This is a genomic window from Mesorhizobium sp. C432A (assembly GCF_030323145.1).
Taxonomy (GTDB): domain Bacteria; phylum Pseudomonadota; class Alphaproteobacteria; order Rhizobiales; family Rhizobiaceae; genus Mesorhizobium.
Genome location: NZ_CP100470.1, coordinates 3,627,746 through 3,646,595, shown reverse-complemented (window position 1 = coordinate 3,646,595; position 18,850 = coordinate 3,627,746). Strand labels below are relative to the sequence as shown.

Genomic DNA, 18,850 nt, shown 5'->3' with positions numbered 1-18,850 from the left:
AATCACTTAGAACTCGAAGGCATGAATGCGTTCAAATCCGGGTAGTGGCTTAATTGCCGCATTAAATGCCCGTCTTCCTGTTACAACCCCCCCTGCGTTGAAAAAGAGCCGGGCTACGCCCGCATTGCCCTGCCCTTCCACAGCCACCAGCCGGCCGCCTTCGGCAAGCTGGTCAAGCAGCGCCGCAGGCACTTTCTCGACGCTGCCGCCGATGAGAATCACATTGTAGGGCGCCTTGGCGGCATGACCTTGCGGCAGTGGGCCGGTGACCACGGTGACGTTATCGCAGCCCTGCGCCGAAAGCGCCGCTTTGGCTGCTTCCGCCAGTGTGGTATCGCTTTCCAGCGCCACGACGGATTTGGCCAGCCTGGACAGCAGCGCCGCGGAATAACCGGTTCCGCAGCCGACATCGAGCACCGAATCGCCGACGTCGATCTCGGCCAACTGCAAAAGCTTGGCCAGTGGCGACGGCTCCATGAGGTAGCGCGCACCGCTGCCATCGGCGCCGTCGGAGATGCGGATATCCTCGTCAATATAGGCGAGAGCCTGTTGGCCGGCCCCGACAAAGGCCTCGCGCGGCACGGCAAGCATGGCATCGAGCAATGCTGCGTCGGTCACATCGGTGGTGCGGACCTGGCCGTCGACCATCTTGACGCGAAGTTCGGAGAAATCAGCGCTCATGTCCCAACCAATCCGTCAAAAGCCAATGCGCTGAAATGCGCTTGTCGCGCCGACACTGCGGCGCATTCGACCGGAACTCAAGCCCCCGGCATGCGGGAGTTGAAGCGATTGGAGGCCTCGCCCGGAATCGAACCGGGGTGCAAGGATTTGCAGTCCTCTGCGTAACCACTCCGCCACGAGGCCTCATCGCTCCCGGCGAGCGAACTCAATATGGTGGCAGCGAAAGGTCGTCAAGCGTCCGCGCGGCATTCCGGCGCGCTTTCCTCATCAGCCGCCGCAACGTGGTTCCCGAGCGATTTCAGCGCTTGGCGCACCGGCATATTGGCCGCTCCTCAAGCATGGCTGCGCGACCGGCGAAACTCGAACCCGCAGCTTTACGCAGCGGGTGCAAACTGGCTTTCACCGTAAACGCGCGGCTGACACCAGGGGCTGCCGTTCTCAAGGAGATATTCGAGGGGAAGGTCTGCGGGGGGCTGGAAGCGAAGCGTCCACTGAACCGGGACCGCGCGCCATCGCTTTCAATTTGGCCGGCGACGCCGTTCCCACCAGACGACGAACCGGCGCCGCAGGCGGCGCACCGCGGCAAATTCGTAGGAAAGCACCAAAAGGCCGAGCGGAATCATCCAGAAGCCGAGAATCGGCAGGAAACCGAGAAGGCCGAAAAACACCAGCACGATACCGATGGCGATCCTCAGCCCGCGCGAGCGCGGCATGGTGAACTCGCGCCCGAACACCGAGATTTTCCGCGCCGGTGCCTGGTTTTCGTCTGCTGCAGTCATGTCGAAAGTCGATCCGGTTGCCTTCGATAAAGCCATATGCGCTAAAGGCTGCAATCGCCTTTCAGGTTCCGCCGACCAAGGTCCGACGGCGCCCAAGACGGCTCATATGTGGTGTCATCCGGCGATTGCCAGAAACCATTGGGTGAAAATGCGCTAAAAAATGCGAAATGCTTCTTTGCAAAGCCGAAAAGGGTTTGCTATAGGCTGCGCCACTCACATGAGAGCCTCTATTCCCCGGTAGCTCAGTGGTAGAGCAACCGGCTGTTAACCGGTTGGTCGCTGGTTCGAATCCGGCCCGGGGAGCCACCGCCTTTTCTAAGCCGTGGTGCGATCTTGTACACTACAGTGCCATTGTCCGTGCACGTCGGTCCGCTTAGCTTCTGCCAGAACGGCTGGTAAACAGCTACGAAGCCGATCGAAGGCAGTTTGGTGGGCATCGCGCCCCTGCCCCCGCCCGAGGCAGCCTGATACGCCCTGTATCATCTATGAAAATACCCAAATCGGGAGGATGCCGGTGCAAACCAAGAAGATCATCAATGAGGGCAATCGCGCCGTCGACGAGATGCTGGAAGGCATCCTGGCAGCGCATCCCCGCCATCTCAAAGCCGTTGACGGAAGCCCGCGCTCTATCATCGCCCGCGATGGACCGCGCAAAGGCAAGGTAGGCCTCGTCATTGGTGGCGGCTCGGGCCACGAGCCGAGTTTTCTCGGCTTCGTCGGCAAGGGGCTGGCCGACGCGGCGGCGATCGGCAATGTCTTCGCCTCTCCGCCGCCCGACCCGATCCTCGAATGCGCCAAGGCGGCGAGCGGCGGCGCCGGTGTGCTGTTCATGTACGGCAACTATGCCGGCGACGTCATGAATTTCGACATGGCGGCCGAGATGGCCGCGATGGACGACATCGAGGTGCGCACGGTTCTGAGCACCGACGACGTCGCTTCCGCGCCCGTTGGCGACAGGCACAAGAGGCGCGGTGTCGCCGGCAACTTCTTCATCTTCAAGGCGGCAGGCGCTGCCTGCGACCGGATGCTGTCCTTCGACGAATGCGAACGCATTGCCGGGAAGGCCAACGACCACACATTCACCATGGGCGTGGCATTGGCGCCCTGTTCGTTGCCGCAAACCCGCCGGCCGAATTTCGAGATCGGACCCGACGAGATGGAGATCGGCATGGGCATCCATGGCGAACCCGGCATCGCACGCGGAAAACTCAAAACGGCCGACGAGATCACCGACGAAATGCTGGACAGGATTCTCGCCGGGATGCCGCCGGCACGCGGCGAGAAGGTCGCCGTGCTGGTCAATTCGCTGGGTTCGACACCGCTGATGGAACTCTACATCATGAACCGGCGCGTGAAGCAGCGGCTTGACGATATCGGTGTATCCATTCACGCAAGCTGGGTCGGCAATTACTGCACCTCGCTCGAAATGGCCGGCGCTTCGATCACGCTGCACCACCTCGACGACGAGTTGCAAACGATGCTCGACCACCCTTGCGACTGCGCCATGTTTCGCGCCGGGTAAACTGGGGACGGCAAGGAACAACAGATGACGACAATCGACACCACCCGCCTTGCCGCGATGTTCGCGGCCATCGCCGACGCTATGTCAGCCGACCGGGATCGGTTGTGCGCGCTTGACGGGGTGATCGGCGATGCCGACCACGGCATTGCGATGGAGCTTGGATTTTCCGCGGCACGCGATGCGGTGGCCGCATTGGATACCGGCACCACCGATCCGACCATCTTGCTGAACACGGCGGCGAAGTCGTTCCTCAACGCCGTCGGCGCCTCCTCGGGCCCGCTCTATGCCACGGCATTCATGCGCGGCGCGGCCGCCGTCAAGGGCAAGGCGACGCTCGACGACGCCGACGCGGTCGCTATGTTCCAAGCGATGGCCAGAGGCATTCAGGATCGCGGCAAGGCCGAGCCTGGCGAAAAGACGATGATCGATGCGTGGGCGCCGGCCGCGACGGCTGCGGGCGAGGCACTGGCCGCCGGCAAGGGGCTGGCCGGCAGCCTCGCGGCTGCAGCCGAGGCGGCAAAGGCCGGCGCGGAGGCGACCAAGGCGATGATCGCCACCAAGGGCCGGGCCTCCCGCCTCGGCGAACGCTCGCTTGGCCATATGGATCCAGGCGCGGCGTCCGCCGTAACCGTCATCGAGGCGATGCGGATCGCCTTGACCGGCTAGGTCGGGAGCGGATCCTCAGCGCTTCGCGTCGAGCTTGTCGACAGCCTGCACGTTGGCGGCAGAGGGACCGTTCGGATCGAACTCCGAGGCCAGCCAGGCGTCGGCGATCGATTTGGCCAGTTCGGGGCCGATGACGCGCGCACCCATGGTGATGATCTGGGCATTGTTGGATTTCGCAGCGCGTTCCGCCGAATAGGTGTCGTGGGTTAGCGCGGCACGGATTCCGGGCACCTTGTTGGCCGAGATGCTGACGCCGATGCCGGTGCCGCAAAACAGGATGGCGCGGTCGTAATTGCCGTCGACAATTTCGTGGCCGACCGCAGCGGCAATATCGGCGTAGAATCCGGCCTGGCTGAGATCGACGACCTGCAGTTCTGGCTTGGTGGCGAGATGCTTGGCGATGACATCGAGCAGCGGCTTGCCGGCGCTGTCGGCTCCGAGTGCGATCTTCATGGCAATTAACTCCTTCGTTTTCGTGGTCAGCGCGCGATGGCGGCCGACGCCTTTTTGAGAATGTCGATATAGCCTTCCGCTTGCCATGCCGAGCGGCCGATGAACAGCCCATCGATATGCGGCTGGCCGATCAGTTCGGCCGCGTTGCCGGGATTGACGCTGCCGCCGTAGAGCACAAGCGGGGCGGTCGGCAACCGGGTTGCTGCGACCTGCTTGATCAGCGCCTGCTGCTTGTCGGCATAGTCGGCGCTGGCCGGAATGCCTTTCTCGCCGATCGCCCACACCGGTTCATAGGCAAAGAGTATCTCTGCCGACAACTCATTGTTTGCGAGACCCTGCAGCGCGCCCAAAACCTGCGCGGTCAGGATTTCGTCGGCGCGGCCGCCCTCGCGCTCGGCCAGCGTCTCGCCGACACAAATCAAGGGTACGAAGCCGTGCTTGACTGCCGCTGCGGTTTTCAGTCCCACGATCTTGTCCGTCTCGCCAAAATGCTCACGGCGCTCGCTATGGCCAAGTTCGATCAGGTCGAGCCCACAATCCCTCAGCATCACCGGCGAAATCTCGCCCGTCCAGGCACCGGCATCGGCCCAATGCATGTTCTGGGCGCCGACCTTGACGCGGGTGTTGGCGAGCGCCGCCTTGACCTGCCGCACCGCGGTGAAGGGGGGAATGACGAAAGGCTGTATCGCCGGATCGAAGCCCGGCACGAACGCCGCCAATGCCTCGGCGAACTGCAGCGCCTCCGCCAGCGTCTTGTTCATCTTCCAGCTCGTGCCGACCCAATATGGGGCCATTCTTCTCTCCTTCGATCCGAAATTCGAATGATGCGTGTTTCCGGGTCTGCGCCGCCTTCGGGCCGGCGGTTTGCCTCAAGCGCGAGGCTTGAGACTTTCGCGGCCGCTGTCGATGTAAGGCGCCCAGAAATCCACCGACTCACGGATCATTGCAATAACCTGATGATCGACCGGTTCCCTCTCCCGGAAGGAAAGTTCAAGGCAGATTTCATTGTCGGTTCCGCCACCCGCCCGCACGGCGTCGAGCAGCTTCTGCGGGATGATGCGGCCATCCTTGTTGTAGGCGGCGGTGAACGGCCAGTGCCCGCCCTTGTTCATCGACGATTGCTTGATGTGGATGATCGGCGATTGCAACGGGAACGCTTTCGCCCAGGCATAGGGATCAGTGTCGTCAGGATTGGGCGAGGTCACGTCGCCATGGTCGATGTCGACCATCATCTGCATCGGGATCGGCAGCTTGGCCGCATCGACGGCGCCTTGCAATTCGGCGCAGCTTTCGATCGTGTGGCCAAACTCGCGGCCGACCGACATCGGTTCCCAGAAAAGGTAGGTCAGGCCCGCCGCCTTGGCGTGCTCGGCCACTTCGCGCCAGCATTCGAGCGCGATGTCGAGAAGCGCCGCGCGCCGCTGCGGATCGTCAAAATCCTTGTAGGTGAATATGGCGAACTGCGTGCCCATGCCCGACGCGCCGAGTTCGGCGGAGATGTCGGCGAAGGTCTTGAACCAATCGACATAATAGCGGCGCACATCCGCGTCCGGATGGCCGAAATGATTGAGCCGGCCATAGGGACCGGTCATACCCGAAGTGATCCGCACGCCGGTCCGCGCCAGGGCGCTGTTGAACAGGCGAACGAACTTGGCGATCGTTGCCGCCGGCCAGCCCGGATTGACGAATTCATGCGTCAGCTGCACGTCGCGGATGCCGATGCCATAGGCAATGGCGTCGATCAGATCGTCGGGATCGGCGAAGCGATTGACCAGCGGGTTGGTGTTCAGCGAAAGCGTGAAGGCCATCAGTTCACCGCCGCCATTGTCTTTGTGCACCAGTCTTGGAATGTTTTCCGCTCGGCCGCATTGATATGCAGCCCGTGTTTGGTCCGGCGTTCGAGAACGTCGGCGGCGGTCATCGCCCATTCGGTCTCGAACAGGAAGACAGCTTCGAGCTCATAGAAATCCGGGCCGAAACGACGTCCGAGATCGGCTTCGCCTTTTACGCCTTTCAGCAAGGCGCGCGTGCGCGTGCCGTAGCTGCGGGCATAGTGCTTCACCAGCGACGGGCTAAGCCACGAAAACTCGGCGTGCAGATCGCCCAGGAACTGCTCGAAATCCGCGTTGGGCAGGTCGCCTCCCGGCAGGGGAATTTTGGCTGTCCAGGCCTTCTTCATGGTCGGAAAGAAGGGCTGGATCTTTTCCAGCGCATGTTCGGACAGTTTGCGGAAGGTGGTGATCTTGCCGCCGAACACAGAAAGCAGCGGCGCGCCACCGTTCGGGGCGTCGAGTTCGAAGATGTAGTCGCGCGTCACCGCGCTCGGGTTGTCGGCATTGTCGTCATAGAGCGGACGCACGCCCGAGAAACTGTAAACCACGTCTTTCGCGGTCAGCTGTCGCTTGAAATAGCGATTGACCACCTTGATCAGATAATCGATTTCGCTGGCCTCGGCCGCCACTTCTTCGGGCCGGCCCTCGTAGGGAATGTCCGTCGTGCCGATCAGCGCCAGATCGTTCTCATACGGGTTGACGAAGATCACCCGCTTGTCGTTGTTCTGGATCAGATAGGCCTGCCGCCCCTCCCAGAATTTCGGCACGACGATATGGCTGCCCTTCACCAGGCGAACGTTGCGGGTGGAATTCTGTCCGGCGACGCGGCTGACGATGTCATTCACCCATGGCCCGGCCGCGTTGACCAACCCGCGTGCGCGGACCCTCGTCACAGCACCGGTGCGGCCGTCCTGCATGTCGATCGACCACAGGCCGCCTTCGCGCCTGGCAGCAATACAGGCCGTGCGAGTGAAGACTTTTGCGCCGCGCTGACTGGCATCGAGCGCATTGAGCAGCACCAGCCTGGCGTCATCGACCCAGCAGTCGGAATATTCGAAGCCACGCTTGAATTCGTCCCTGATCGGCGCCCCTTCCGGCGCGGTTCTCAGGTTCAGTGTCCTCGTTCCCGGCAGCCGCTTGCGGCCGCCAAGATGGTCGTAGAGAAACAGCCCGAGCCGCACCAGCCATGCCGGCCGGTCCTCGGGGCTGTGCGGCAGCACGAAACGCATTGGCCAGATGATGTGCGGCGCCGCCTCAAGCAGCACCTCGCGCTCGATCAGCGCTTCGCGCACCAGCCGGAACTCGTAATATTCGAGATAGCGCAGGCCGCCATGCACCAGCTTGCCGGAACGCGAGCTGGTGCCTTGCGCCAGATCGTCCTTCTCGCACAGGATGACCGACAGCCCGCGACCCGCGGCATCGCGCGCTATGCCGGCGCCGTTGACGCCACCGCCGATCACGAAGAGATCGACAATATCCGTTGTATCGCTCAAGACTTAGCTCCTGTGCGGTGCGCCATCGATTTCCACACCGGATGCAGCGCCTGACGCGCAGCGACAAAAGACGGAAACAGCGCATCGTAGGTTTGCGAAAGCGCCTCGTCATAGGCGTCGCATTCGCCCAGAAGCGGCGTCACCCATTCGGCGCAGCAATCATCCATCGAGCGATAAAAGCCGAGCCCGACCGCGGCCATCATCGCCGCACCCGCGGCACCTGCTTCTTGGCGGCTGCTGGTTCTGACCTGCGCGCGGGTTGCCGCGGCGATAATACGGCGCAGCGACGGACTGCGCGCCGCGCCGCCAGACAGGCGGATCTCGCTGGGCATGCTGCCCATGGCCTGGTAGCAATCGCGGGCCGCGAAGGCCAATCCCTCGAGAACGGCGCGCGCCAGATCGCCAAAACCGTGCTTGACCGAGAGGCCGATGAAGCCCGCGCGTGCGTCGGGGTCAACGAACGGTCCGCGTTCGCCGGCGAGCGAGATATAGGGCTGATAGACCAGCGATCCCGGCTCCGATCCTTCGACCCAGACATCGAGCGCTTTCAGCAGCTCGTCGCGCGAAGGTTTTGCGCCGCTGGCGGTCAGCACGTCGCGCGCCAGGCCAAGCAGCCAGTCGATGTTGAGCGTCGCCGCCATATTGGATTGCAGCTGCGCATAGGCGCCCGGAACCGGCATGGCGATCGTGTAGCCGGAGGCATTGTCGTTGAGGACGACATCATCAGGAGTGCGCGCTAGGCGTGTGTGGATGCCGGTCGAGCCGATGACCGTGCAGCCGACATTGCCGCTTGGATCATAGAGGCCGGCGCCGAGCGCGGTGCTGACCATGTCGACGTAGCCCAGCACCACCGGCGTGCCCGCAAGCAGGCCGGTCTCGCCTGCTGCCGACGCAGAAAGCGGATGATGGTCGGTCGTGCCTTCGAGCATGGGGGGCAGCAGGCGGCGGTGCGACGTCAGATCCAGAATGTCGAGCACCTCGTCGGAATAGCTGCGCGCGCGGAAATCGCCGAAGGTGAATGTTCCCTCCGAAGGATCGGTGGCGCGCTCGCCGGTCATCTTGAAATAGAGCCAGTCCTTGCAGTGAAAGGCAGTGGCGGCGCGCTCCAGGATTTCCGGGCTGTTTTTCTTCAGCCAGCTGAGCTGAGCGCCCTGCTGGCAGGCGTTGAGCCCGGTGCCGGTGATCTCGAACCGCGTGCGATCCCGGGGATCGCCGCGCATCTCGTCCACCAGATGTCCGGCGCGCGCATCGAGCCAGAGCCACGCGCGCCCGACCGGCATGCCGTCGCCATCGATCAGCCAGGTGCCGTCGCCCTGCCCGGTGACCGCGACGGCCGCGGTTCGCCGCGCGAGGTCTGGAATTTTCGTCGCCAGATCGAGAACGGTCAGCACCATGTCGCGCCAGGTCTGATTAAGGTCCTGTTCGGCGCCGCCGCCTTCCAGCGTGACGAAGCTGTTGGTCACCGATGCCATGGCGAGCTGCCGCCCCGACAGATCGAAAGCGACCGATTTGATCACGGACGTTCCCGCGTCGATCCCGATCAGCAGGTCTTTCATGCCGCAAGTTCCGGATGGTTATGAAGGCAAGTCACAAGGAGCAGTCTTTGTTGTCTCGAAGCCATGGAAGAGCCAGGGAGTGTCCGCGAAGGACACCCCCTGAGCAGGTTTTTATTCCGACAGCACGAAGGGTGCGGTGTACTTGTCCACATTGTCCTTGGTGATGAGCAGGCAATCGAACAGCTGCTTCTCGCTGGTGGCGCCGGTAGCGCCCGTCTTGATGAACGAGTCGGCCTGCTGCACGGCCTTGGCCGAGAAGATGGCCACCGGCTGAAGCACGGTGTACTGCAGTTCGCCGGACTTGATGGCCGCAACCGCATCCGGGGAGCCGTCAAAGCCGCCGACCTTGATGCCGGCGAGCTTGCCGGCTTCCTTCAGCGCCGCAACCGCGCCAAGCGCCATTTCGTCGTTGCCGCTGATCACCGCGATGATGTCGGGATTGGCCTGCAGCATGCTCTGCATCTTGTCGTGTCCCTGGGTACGATCCCAGTTGGCGACCTGCGAAGCGGCCTTTTCGAGATCCGGATACTGGCTCAGCACAGTCGCGTAGCCGTTCGAGCGCGTGGCGGCGTTGTTGTCCGAGGGGGCGCCGAGCAGTTCGACATACTTGCCCTTTTCACCGACCGCCTGCACCCACTGCTGGGCGCCGAGAGCCGCACCCTGGGCGTTGTTGGAGACGAGCTGTCCCTTGGCAAGACCTTCCTGGTTGATCTCGGCATTGACGAGGAAAACCGGGATGTTGGCGGCAATCGCCTTCTTCACCGCGCCGACCGAACCATCGGCATTGGCCGGGTCGAGGATGATCGCCACCGACTTGTTGGTGATGGCGGTGTCGATCAGATTGCTTTCGGTATTGGTGTCGCCCTTGTGGGCGGCGACATTGGCCGTATAGCCAAGCTTTTCGGCTTCGGCCTTGGCAACGTTGCCTTCGGTCAGCCAGTAGGGGTTGGCCGGATCGTTGACGATGATCGAGATCAGGCCCGCGGCCGATGCGGCTGCGCTAAACCCGACCACCATCGCGGCGGCAAGCAAACTTCTAAGCACGATTTTCATGTACATTCCTCCAATGATTTTACGCGGTCTTGCTGCCAGTCAGCTGGCAGTCTTCCCTTGGGCAGGATTGGCCGGTTCGGCCTTCCCCCGTTTCTGAGAAGTCGGTTGGCCGCCCGTCGAAGCTGGAAGCTTGCTACGGCGGCGATACTGAACGGCATTGAGGAGCACGGCGAGCACGATGACGGCGCCGGTGAACACTGTCTGCCAGTAGGATGAGATGCCGATGATCACCAGACCGTCGGACAGGAAGCCGATGACGAAGGCTCCGAGCAGGGTGCCGCGAATGTTGCCGCGCCCGCCGGTGAGTGCGGCGCCGCCGATGACGACGGCGGCGATGGCCGTCAGTTCGTAAGTGGTGCCAGCGGTCGGTCCGGCCGAGGTCAACTGCGAGGACAGGATCAGGCCGGCAATGGCGGCACAGATGCCTGAAAGCACATAGACCGAAATCTGCACAGTCTTGACCGGAACGCCGGACAGTTCGGCGGCGCGCTCATTGCCGCCCGAGGCGTAGAGCCAGCGCCCGAACGGGGTGCGGTTCAACACGATGCTGCCGATCAGCGCGATGACCGCCAGCACCACCACGCCGGTCGGCACGCCGAACAGACGGTTGAAGCCAAGCGCGTCGAAACCGGTGTTGCCCAACTCCGGCTTGCCGCCGAGATTGTTGTAGGTCAGGCCGCTGGTCATCAGCAGTGCCAGGCCGCGCGCCATGTACATGACGCCGAGCGTGGCGACAAAGGCCGGAACCTTGAACCGCGCGATCAGCACGCCGTTGATCAGCCCGACAGCGGCGCCCAGCATGCAGGCCAGCACCGCGACCACCCAGACCGGCGGATAGAGAACGACGCCGAGCCAGGTCAGCGTCACGCCTTGCATCAGAAAACCGGCGACGACGCCGGCAAGCCCGAGCGTCGACCCCACCGACAGGTCGATGCCGCCATTGAGGATGACGAGCAGCATGCCGATGGCGAGAATCCCGAAGATGGCGACATGCGAAGCCATGGTCAGGAAATTCGCCACCGAGAGGTAGTAGGGCGACAGGATCGAGAAGACGACAATGATGACGATCAGGGCAAAGAAGGCCCGGCCTTCGAGCAGCAGCTTGGCCACGTCGAAGCCCTCTCCGCCCGCATTGGGGCTGGACTGTTTGCTGGCCTGGCTGACATCGCTCATGGGTCGGGGCTCCGGAAATTCTGTGGTCAGGCGACCACGGCTTCGCCGGAGGCGGCCATGATCTGCTCTTTGGTGGCGTTGGCGCCGAATTCGGCTGAAATCTTGCCGCGCCGCATGACGACGATGCGGTGGGCGATGCTGAGGCACTCATTGACCTCCGAGGTCGAGAAGACGACCGCCAGGCCTTGCGCGGCACGCTCGCTGAGCAAGCGAAAGACTTCGGCCTTCGCACCGACGTCGATGCCGCGGCTCGGCTCGTCGAGAAGGATGACCTTGGGATCTGTCGTCAGCATCTTGCCTATGACGACCTTCTGCTGGTTGCCGCCCGACAGCGATCCGATCATGGCGTTGCCGCCCGCGGTCTTGATGGTCACCTTGCGGATCGAATCGTCGATCAGTGCGCGCTCCCTCTGCCGGGAGAGGAAGAGCCCCTTGGCGAATGCCTCGATGCTGGCAAGCGACAGGTTGCGGCCGACGGTCATGGTCTGAACCAGGCCATCGCGCTGGCGATCCTCGGGGACCAGAACCAGACCTCGGGCGATGCGCTGGGCAATGGTCAGTCCCGAAACGTCCTCACCCTCCAGCAGCGCCCGCCCGCCCGCCATGGGCACACGGCCGGCGACGGCCTCCAGCAATTCCGTGCGGCCCGCGCCCATCAGCCCATAGATGCAGACGATCTCGCCCGCTTTGACATCCAGCGACAGATGATCGACGACGTAGCCTGAACCCGAAGCGTCGGTGACGCTGACATCCTCGATCGACAGCGCCACCGCGCCGAACTCGTGGCCGGTCGGCGGCGAGCCGAGATCGAAATTCTCGCCCACCATGTTGCGGACGATCCATTCGAGGTCGATGTCCTTGGCCTCGGCCGTTGCCGTGATCGCCCCGTCACGCAGCACGACGGCGTAGTCGGTGATCTGCAGCGCCTCTTCGAGGTGATGCGAGATGTAGACGATGGAGACACCGCGGCTGGTCAGATCGCGGATCACCTTGAACAGCACCTCCACCTCGGTCGCACTGAGTGCGGAGGTCGGCTCGTCCATGATCAGGATGCGGGAATCGACCGACAGCGCGCGTGCGATCTCGACGATCTGTTGCTGCCCCAGGCGCAGGTCCTCGACCAGGGTCATCGGATCGATGTCTTCTTCGAGGTCGGCCATCAGCGCCCGCGCCTGGCGCGCCTCCTCGGCGAAGTCGAGGCCGGTTCTGGTGCGCAGTTCGCGGCCCATGAAGATGTTGTCGCGAACGCTCAGATTCGGCGCCAGGCTGAGCTCCTGGTGGATGATCGAAATGCCGCGATCGCGCGCGTCCGAAGACGAGGCAAAGCTGACGAGATTGCCGTCGAGCACGATGTCGCCGGATGTCGGCGTCACCACGCCGGACAGGATCTTCATCAGCGTCGATTTGCCGGCGCCATTCTCTCCGAACAGGGTGGTGACCTTGCCGCGATGGATGTCGAAGTTGACGCCCTTGAGCGCGTGGACGCCGCCATACGACATGACGACATTGCGCGCCGAAAGCACGGCATCGCCAGTCGCGGGTTCTGTGCCGGCAGCCATTGTCATTTGACGTCCAGCCTCACCGGTGTGACCAGCCAGCTCTTCGGATTGACCAGCTTGAAGACGCCGACCACCGCTATTGTCTTGCCGGTCAAGGCACTGGTATCGACTTTCGCCAGCACCTCCTTCTTCATCTCGTTGTTCAGCGCCGAGCCGGCGTCCTGATACTCGATCTGGTTGGTGAACTGACCAAAGGTGATCTTGCCGGTGGCGTCGCGAAGCTCGGTTCCGTTGATCGCCGGCCCAGTCTGTACGCGGACGGTCAACGTGTCCGGCAAACCGTCGACGGCGACCTTGTAGATGCCCGATTTTCCCTCGCCGACGACGCCGGTGAACTTGACCGAGATGACCGGTCCGACTCCCGCCGGCACGCCATATTCCTTTTCGGCCGTCGCCCTGTCCTTGGCGATCGCCGCCGCCACCGTCGCGGCGTCGGCGGCACGCGCTTCGACATCGGCCTGCACCTTGGGAAATTCAGACTTGCCGTAGTCGGCGGCCGAAAACACCGCGTTGCGAACATCGCCGGCAGAGCCGATCTTGATCACCTTGGTGTCGAGCGCCATGGCGCCGAGCAGAACCACAACCGCAGCGCCGGCAAGCACCCGGCGCAGGCCGGGCGAAGCTTGCCGGGCGGTGGCCTTCGCGCTCATGATGCAACCACCAGCGGTGCGGATTGTCCGTTGTCACGCATTCGAAGTTCCTCCGTTCACGTAGCGCTTCGCGGTCCCGGCTGCATCGTCGAGCTCGACCAGCGCGCGGGCCGTGCATTCGTCGGTGATCAGGCCGCTGAGATAACGGCTTTCGAGTACCGCCTTGATGGCGCGCACCTTCACCTTGCCGCCGGCGACGGCAACGATCCTGCGGCCCTTCAACTGATCGCGCGGAAGCGCCAGTATTCTTTCCGACAGCGCCGTTTCGACCGGACGCCCCTTGTCGTCGAAGAAATGCGCCAGCAATTCACCGACGCCGCCGTCCCGCTTGACCTCATCGATTTCGGAAGGCTCGATCATGCCGGTGGCGACCAGCGACGCCTCCCGCTCGGCCGTGCCTATTCCGACGAACATCAGGTCGGACCGGCTGGCGAGAGCGAACACATCGCTGATGCCGCGTTGGCCAAGCAGCACTTCACGGTCCTCGGCGGTATTGGCGACAAAAGGCACCGGCATGACAAAGGCCTGCGCGCCTGTCCGCTCTGCCAGGCGATGCATGACGTCGTGCGGGTTGGCGGCGAATTTGCGCGTCACGCCGCCAAGCAGCGAGACGAAACGGATGTGAGCAGCAGTTGCGCGCGTCAGATATTCGACGCTGGCGGCAAGCGTGCGGCCATGGCCGACGCCGATCAGCATGTCTTCGCCGCGATCGATTTCGCGCTTCAGGAACTGGGCGCCTGCAATGCCCAGCCCCTTCAGCGGCAGTTCGTCCTGATCGAGATCGGGAACCACCTCGCAATAGTGGAGCCCATAGGCGGCGATCAGGCGCTGTTCCAGGTCGACGCATTCGGCGACGTCGCCGTCGATGAAGACCCTGACCAGACCTTCCTGGTTGGCCTTGGTGATCAGCCTATGCGCCTTGAGGCTGGTCAGGCCAAGCCGCTTGGCCACCTGGGCCTGGGTCAGACCACCGGCATAGTGCAGCCAGGCCGCGCGCGTGGCGAGGCTGGACTCATGGTCGCGGTTTGCGCTTCCGCCGGAATTCAAGCCATCCCCTCCCCAGGTGATAATATTATCTTTGTGTGCAAAAATTTTCATACCTTTGCATCGCTGTCAATCCCTCCGCAGATGGTTGCCTCAGCCGATGTTCGGCAGCCAACGCGGGCCTATTAGAAGCTAAGCATATAATCCGACCATACGGCAGTGTTAATTTAACGTCAATTTGTGTTCCCTCATCCAGGTGACGGCATGAACCCGTAGGGCGCCGGCAAAATCCCAATCCGGGTGCAAAATGGGAAGGTTGATGCACACGGCGCAACAAGGGCAAATCGATCGGATTGCCTCAGGAAAAGCTAAGGTGTCGGCGATGGAGCGATCAGTCCAGCCGCATCAGGTTCCTGCCCTCGAGTTCGACAACAGCGGCTTCGACCTCCCGCGCGAGGCGCTCGGTGCTCCACCCCAACGCCCGCCCGGCGATCGCGGCAATCTCCTGCAGGTCGCGGCTCGTCAACGAGCCGCCTATCGCCAACGTGCTGCGGCGCATAACGACATCGGCCAGATGTTCGACGAATTCGTTGCGCACGATGTAGTCGATTTCCGCCTTGCCGTAGCCGTCCGAGTCCGGCAGACGACCCTCATCATCCGACCCATGCCTGGCGATCTCAACGGCTCTGGTCCCGTAGCGCGACAGCAATTGATCAAGGCGCCCTTCCCCGGCGCCTGTTGCCTGCTGTGCCTCGGCCAGCCAGTCCGCGCGGGCCGGGGCGTTGGCCGGGAAATCCCTCCCGCCGCCGATCGGCATGGCTCGCGTCGTCACCTTGCGGCTGCGCTGCAAGCGCTTGAGTACGGTATCAGTGACTTCCTCGGCAAAGCCGCGGAACGTCGTCCATTTGCCGCCGACCAGCGAAATGACTGCAAAGGGCCTGTTGCCGTCCGGCTCGGCAACGGGCGCCGAATGATCGCGGCTGATCAGTCCGGGCGTCGCTGCTTCAGACGTCGGCAGCGGCCGGATGCCGCTATAGGCGTAGACGATCTGGTCGCGCTCGAACGCCATGCCCGGCAGCAGCGTTCGCACGCTGTCGAGCAGATAGTCGACTTCTTCGGGTTCGCAGCGGACCGCGTCCGGATTGTCGGCCTTGATGTCGGTCGAGCCGACCAGCGCCAGGCCGAGATAGTCGTAGACCAGGCAGATGCGGCCGTCATCGGCCTCGAAATAGAGCATGCGCCCGGCGAGGCTTTTGACCAGTTCGTCATGCCTTAACAGGATATGCGAGCCCTTGGTGCCGCCGATCATCTTCGATGGAGCACCAAGCAGCGCGTTGACGTCGTCGATCCACGGACCGGCGGCGTTCACCACCAGCTTCGGCCGCACCGAAAAGGCCGCGCCGTTTTCCGGCTGGAAGGTGAGCGCGCCATTGGCTGAAGCCGCCAGTGTCGTGTAGTTGGCACCGGCAGACGCCGCGTGAGCCTGCAAGCCGTCGAGGATCAGTTCCAGCACCAGCCTTTCCGGGTGACTTATCTTGGCGTCGTAGTAGGTGCCGGTGGCGACGATCGCCGGATTGAGCGCCGGCATCTCAACAAGCGCCTGCCGCCGCCCGACCATGCGGTGGCGCGGCATGACCTGGTTTCGTGAACCGTAGAAATCGTAGATCATCAAGCCGATCTTGATCAGCATGGCGCCGCGGCTGCGCGGCGCGCTGGTCGAGCCGAACAGCGTTCGCAACGCCGCGAGCATGCCCTTGCTCCACGAGAAGATCGGGATGACGGTCGGCAGCGGGCTGACATAGTGCGGCGCGTTTTGAAGAAGCAGATTGCGTTCGAGCGTCGACTGCGCCACCAGCCCGAACTCGCCGGTCTCGAGATATTTCAAGCCGCCGTGGATGAGCCTCGACGGCGCGGCACTGGTGCCCGAGCCGAAATCCGCCTTTTCGACGATCAGGCAGCTGACACCTTGCGCGCACAGATCGCGAAACAGCCCAGCCCCGTTGATGCCGGCGCCAAGAATGACGACGTCGACTTCGCCGGTCCCGGCCATCGCGGCGAGACGCCCGGCGGGATTGTCCGCCCCGGCTCCATCTGCTGGGTTCATGGCGCCTTCGTCTTGACGATGCGCAACTTCACCCCCGCCCGTTCGAGGCTCTGCGCCTGCGCATCGCCCAGACCCTCGGTCACCAGCACGGCGTCGAAACTGGTCAGATCGTCGAAGACATGCAGCGCGATCCGGTCGAATTTTGCGTGGTCGACCAAAAGGATGCGCTTCACGGAGGCGGTCATCATCGCCTGCTTGACCCGCACGACATTCGGATCCTGGATGAAAGCAGTGGTTCCGGTGACGGCCGAAGCCGAACAGATCAGCACATTGGCGCGCAACTGCGCCACGGCGTTCTCGCAGACAATGCCGATATAGGCATTGTAGGTGCCGTGATACTGGCCGCCGAGGCAGATGAAATCGATATCGTCCACATTGATCAATTGGCCCGCCGTCGAGACGCTGTTGGAAATGACGGTCAGCGGCTTGACGTCGAGCAGCAGCGTCGCGACCGCGTTTGCCGTCGATGAATCGTCCAGCATCACCACCTGGCCGGCCTCGATATAATCCAGTGCCGCCCGCGCCAGTGCATCCTTCTCGGCTCGATTGACGGTCACCCGGTAGCGGAAAGCGCTCTCGTACAGGCCGGAAGGCTGGACCGTCACCGCACCGTGCAGCTTGCGCAGCACGCCCTGCTGCGCCAGCCGGTCGATATGCCGGTGGATGGTCATGCGCGACACGCCGAAATGCTCGACCAGATCATCGATGCGCACCTGGCCGAGCTTGATCACATAATCGGCGATCTCTTCGCGTCGTTCGTCGGCCTTGATCATGCGTTTACCCCCGCCAGCCTTTCGATATCAGGCCAAAGCGACTTCAGCTGCTCGGCTATGCGGCAGTAGAGCGAAAACCGCTCATTGAACACAGCACTGGAAGCGGGCACGGGTTGATACGTCCGCGCCGTCATGCCGACCTGCCTGGCGCCCTCTTGCGGCGTCTTGAACAAGCCGACCGCGGCACCCGCGCAAAGCGCGGCACCCAAAGCCGCGGTCTCATCCGTCGAGGTGACGGTGACCGGGGCGTTCAGCACGTCGGCAAACATCTGGACGAAGGCAGGATTACGCGAGCCGCCGCCGGTCAGGCGGATCTCGCTGATAGCAAAGCCGTCGCGCAAGGCTTCGACATGGGTGCGGTGATTGAAGGCGATGCCTTCCAGAACCGCCTTCAGCATGTCGCCGCGATTGTGCCAGCCATGCAGGCCGACAAAGCTGCCGCTGGCCAAATCGCCATAGGGAGAGCCGAACAGATAGGGATGAAACAGGACGGTGGAAGGCTTCTTCAGCGCCGCGTCGATCTCGCTCGCCAGCAGTTCGTGGATGGAACCGCCATCCGTCCTGTCCTGCTCCGCGCGGCAAAACGTGTCGAGAAACCAGTCGTAGTTCGCGGTCGAGGCCGGCGAGATCGACATGTTGTTCCAACGGCCCGCATCGATGGCGTTGCGGCAGAACCAGCGTCGGTCGACGCGCGGTTGCGAAGAGACGACTTCGTTGATGGAATAGGTGCCGGCGACGATGGCGAGCACGCCGTCCTCATGACCGCCCATGCCAAGCGCCGAGGCGGCCACGTCGTGCAGGCCGCAGGCGACCGGTGTTCCCTTGCGAAGGCCGGTCTTTTCGGCGGCATCGGCGGTGACTTGACCGGCGATGTCAGCCGAATGCGCCACCGGCGGCAGCGCGTCGAACAGATCCTCCAACCCGAAGATGCGCAGCGCTTCAGGCGCATAGGCTTGCGTGCGAAAATCCGTGAATGAGGTGCTGGCCTCCGTGCGGTCGGTGCCGATCGTGCCGCTCAGGCAAAAGCGCAGCCAGTCCTTGCAGGCCAGCACATGGCCAATGCGGCCATAGCGATCAGGATCGTTCTGCTTGAGCCATGCCAGCAGCGCCGACGGCGCCGAAACATGCGGCGTCTGGCCTGTCGTCGCCAGCGCATCGGTGAAAACGGTACCGGCGGACCACCTGTCGACAATGTCGCCGGCGCGGCTGTCGAGCGACAGGATGCCTGGTCCCAAAGGCTGACGATCATGATCGAGCAGATAGAGACCATCGCCATGCGCGGTCGCCGCCACCGCCTTGATGTCTTCCGCCGGCCTGCCGGAGAGCGCGATCGCCTCCTTGATGGCGTCGGCGGTTGCTTGCCACAGGCCTGCCATGTCGCGCTCCACCCAGCGCGCGTGGAGCATCGATTGCGCCACCCGGCGACGCGCCACGGACAATTGCGTGCCGTCGCCATCGAAGATGACCGCCTTGGTGACCGTGAGGCCGTTATCGATTCCGAGCAGGCTGGGCATGATCACCGCCTCTTTCAGCATTGGCGATTGCTACAGGGCGATCCTGCAGTCTGATGCA

General features: G+C 63.2%; 17 protein-coding genes and 2 tRNA genes. 3 read left to right on the top strand and 16 right to left on the bottom strand.

Annotation, left to right across the window (positions count from 1 at the left end; translation table 11 throughout):
• Positions 1-6 precede the first annotated feature (6 nt).
• From NLY33_RS17575 to NLY33_RS17565, 3 genes are all read right to left on the bottom strand, one after another.
• On the bottom strand, positions 7-681 hold the full coding sequence (locus NLY33_RS17575) for a protein-L-isoaspartate O-methyltransferase family protein (protein ID WP_023706014.1): 675 nt from the start codon (positions 679-681) through the stop codon (positions 7-9).
• 109 nt (positions 682-790) lie between these two features.
• A tRNA-Cys gene (locus NLY33_RS17570) sits at positions 791-864 on the bottom strand.
• Positions 865-1,199: 335 nt separating this feature from the next.
• On the bottom strand, positions 1,200-1,460 hold the full coding sequence (locus tag NLY33_RS17565; protein WP_027050334.1) for a PGPGW domain-containing protein: 261 nt from the start codon (positions 1,458-1,460) through the stop codon (positions 1,200-1,202).
• Between the two features lie 231 nt (positions 1,461-1,691).
• Here NLY33_RS17565 and NLY33_RS17560 point away from each other — a divergent pair.
• From NLY33_RS17560 to dhaL, 3 genes are all read left to right on the top strand, one after another.
• Positions 1,692-1,766 (top strand) — tRNA-Asn (locus NLY33_RS17560).
• Positions 1,767-1,974: 208 nt separating this feature from the next.
• Positions 1,975-2,982, top strand: coding sequence for a dihydroxyacetone kinase subunit DhaK (locus NLY33_RS17555; protein ID WP_023706015.1), 1,008 nt, complete (start codon positions 1,975-1,977; stop codon positions 2,980-2,982).
• Between the two features lie 24 nt (positions 2,983-3,006).
• Positions 3,007-3,648 carry a dihydroxyacetone kinase subunit DhaL gene (gene dhaL / locus NLY33_RS17550; protein ID WP_023706016.1) on the top strand — a complete coding sequence of 214 codons (642 nt, stop codon included), beginning with the start codon at positions 3,007-3,009 and terminating at the stop codon, positions 3,646-3,648.
• Between the two features lie 15 nt (positions 3,649-3,663).
• Here the strand turns inward: dhaL and derI are convergent, their stop codons facing one another.
• The 13 genes from derI to NLY33_RS17485 form a co-directional block, all read right to left on the bottom strand.
• Entirely contained in the window at positions 3,664-4,101 is a 438-nt protein-coding gene (gene derI, locus NLY33_RS17545; protein ID WP_023672592.1) for a D-erythrulose-4-phosphate isomerase, read from the bottom strand.
• Positions 4,102-4,127: 26 nt separating this feature from the next.
• Complete coding sequence (locus NLY33_RS17540) at positions 4,128-4,895, bottom strand: triose-phosphate isomerase (RefSeq protein ID WP_023701685.1); 768 nt, start codon at positions 4,893-4,895, stop codon at positions 4,128-4,130.
• 75 nt (positions 4,896-4,970) lie between these two features.
• Complete coding sequence (locus NLY33_RS17535) at positions 4,971-5,909, bottom strand: sugar phosphate isomerase/epimerase family protein (RefSeq protein ID WP_023706017.1); 939 nt, start codon at positions 5,907-5,909, stop codon at positions 4,971-4,973.
• Positions 5,909-7,426: a glycerol-3-phosphate dehydrogenase gene (locus tag NLY33_RS17530; RefSeq protein ID WP_023706018.1), complete on the bottom strand. Its 1,518-nt coding sequence runs from the start codon at positions 7,424-7,426 to the stop codon at positions 5,909-5,911. Before NLY33_RS17530 ends, NLY33_RS17535 begins: the two co-directional genes overlap by 1 nt.
• Positions 7,423-8,982 carry an FGGY-family carbohydrate kinase gene (locus NLY33_RS17525; protein ID WP_023672596.1) on the bottom strand — a complete coding sequence of 520 codons (1,560 nt, stop codon included), beginning with the start codon at positions 8,980-8,982 and terminating at the stop codon, positions 7,423-7,425. Before NLY33_RS17525 ends, NLY33_RS17530 begins: the two co-directional genes overlap by 4 nt.
• 111 nt (positions 8,983-9,093) lie before the next feature.
• Complete coding sequence (locus NLY33_RS17520; protein ID WP_081726801.1) at positions 9,094-10,035, bottom strand: D-ribose ABC transporter substrate-binding protein; 942 nt, start codon at positions 10,033-10,035, stop codon at positions 9,094-9,096.
• Positions 10,036-10,074: 39 nt separating this feature from the next.
• Positions 10,075-11,208, bottom strand: coding sequence for an ABC transporter permease (locus tag NLY33_RS17515; protein WP_023707868.1), 1,134 nt, complete (start codon positions 11,206-11,208; stop codon positions 10,075-10,077).
• A gap of 26 nt (positions 11,209-11,234) precedes the next feature.
• Positions 11,235-12,773, bottom strand: a complete 1,539-nt coding sequence (locus NLY33_RS17510) for a sugar ABC transporter ATP-binding protein (RefSeq protein ID WP_023706020.1) — start codon at positions 12,771-12,773, stop codon at positions 11,235-11,237.
• The gene (locus tag NLY33_RS17505) at positions 12,770-13,417 is read right to left on the bottom strand and encodes a DUF2291 family protein (RefSeq protein WP_023681693.1); all 648 of its coding nucleotides are present in this window, start codon (positions 13,415-13,417) and stop codon (positions 12,770-12,772) included. The genes NLY33_RS17510 and NLY33_RS17505 overlap by 4 nt, the downstream gene beginning before the upstream one ends.
• Positions 13,418-13,450: 33 nt before the next feature.
• Positions 13,451-14,515: a sugar-binding transcriptional regulator gene (locus tag NLY33_RS17500; protein ID WP_245261041.1), complete on the bottom strand. Its 1,065-nt coding sequence runs from the start codon at positions 14,513-14,515 to the stop codon at positions 13,451-13,453.
• 277 nt (positions 14,516-14,792) lie between these two features.
• Positions 14,793-16,505 (bottom strand): glycerol-3-phosphate dehydrogenase/oxidase, encoded by a 1,713-nt coding sequence (locus NLY33_RS17495; RefSeq protein WP_023706022.1) that lies wholly within the window; start codon positions 16,503-16,505, stop codon positions 14,793-14,795.
• Positions 16,502-17,278 (bottom strand): DeoR/GlpR family DNA-binding transcription regulator, encoded by a 777-nt coding sequence (locus NLY33_RS17490; protein WP_031194761.1) that lies wholly within the window; start codon positions 17,276-17,278, stop codon positions 16,502-16,504. Before NLY33_RS17490 ends, NLY33_RS17495 begins: the two co-directional genes overlap by 4 nt.
• Positions 17,275-18,792, bottom strand: a complete 1,518-nt coding sequence (locus NLY33_RS17485) for an FGGY-family carbohydrate kinase (protein ID WP_023706023.1) — start codon at positions 18,790-18,792, stop codon at positions 17,275-17,277. Before NLY33_RS17485 ends, NLY33_RS17490 begins: the two co-directional genes overlap by 4 nt.
• Between the last annotated feature and the right edge of the window lie 58 nt (positions 18,793-18,850).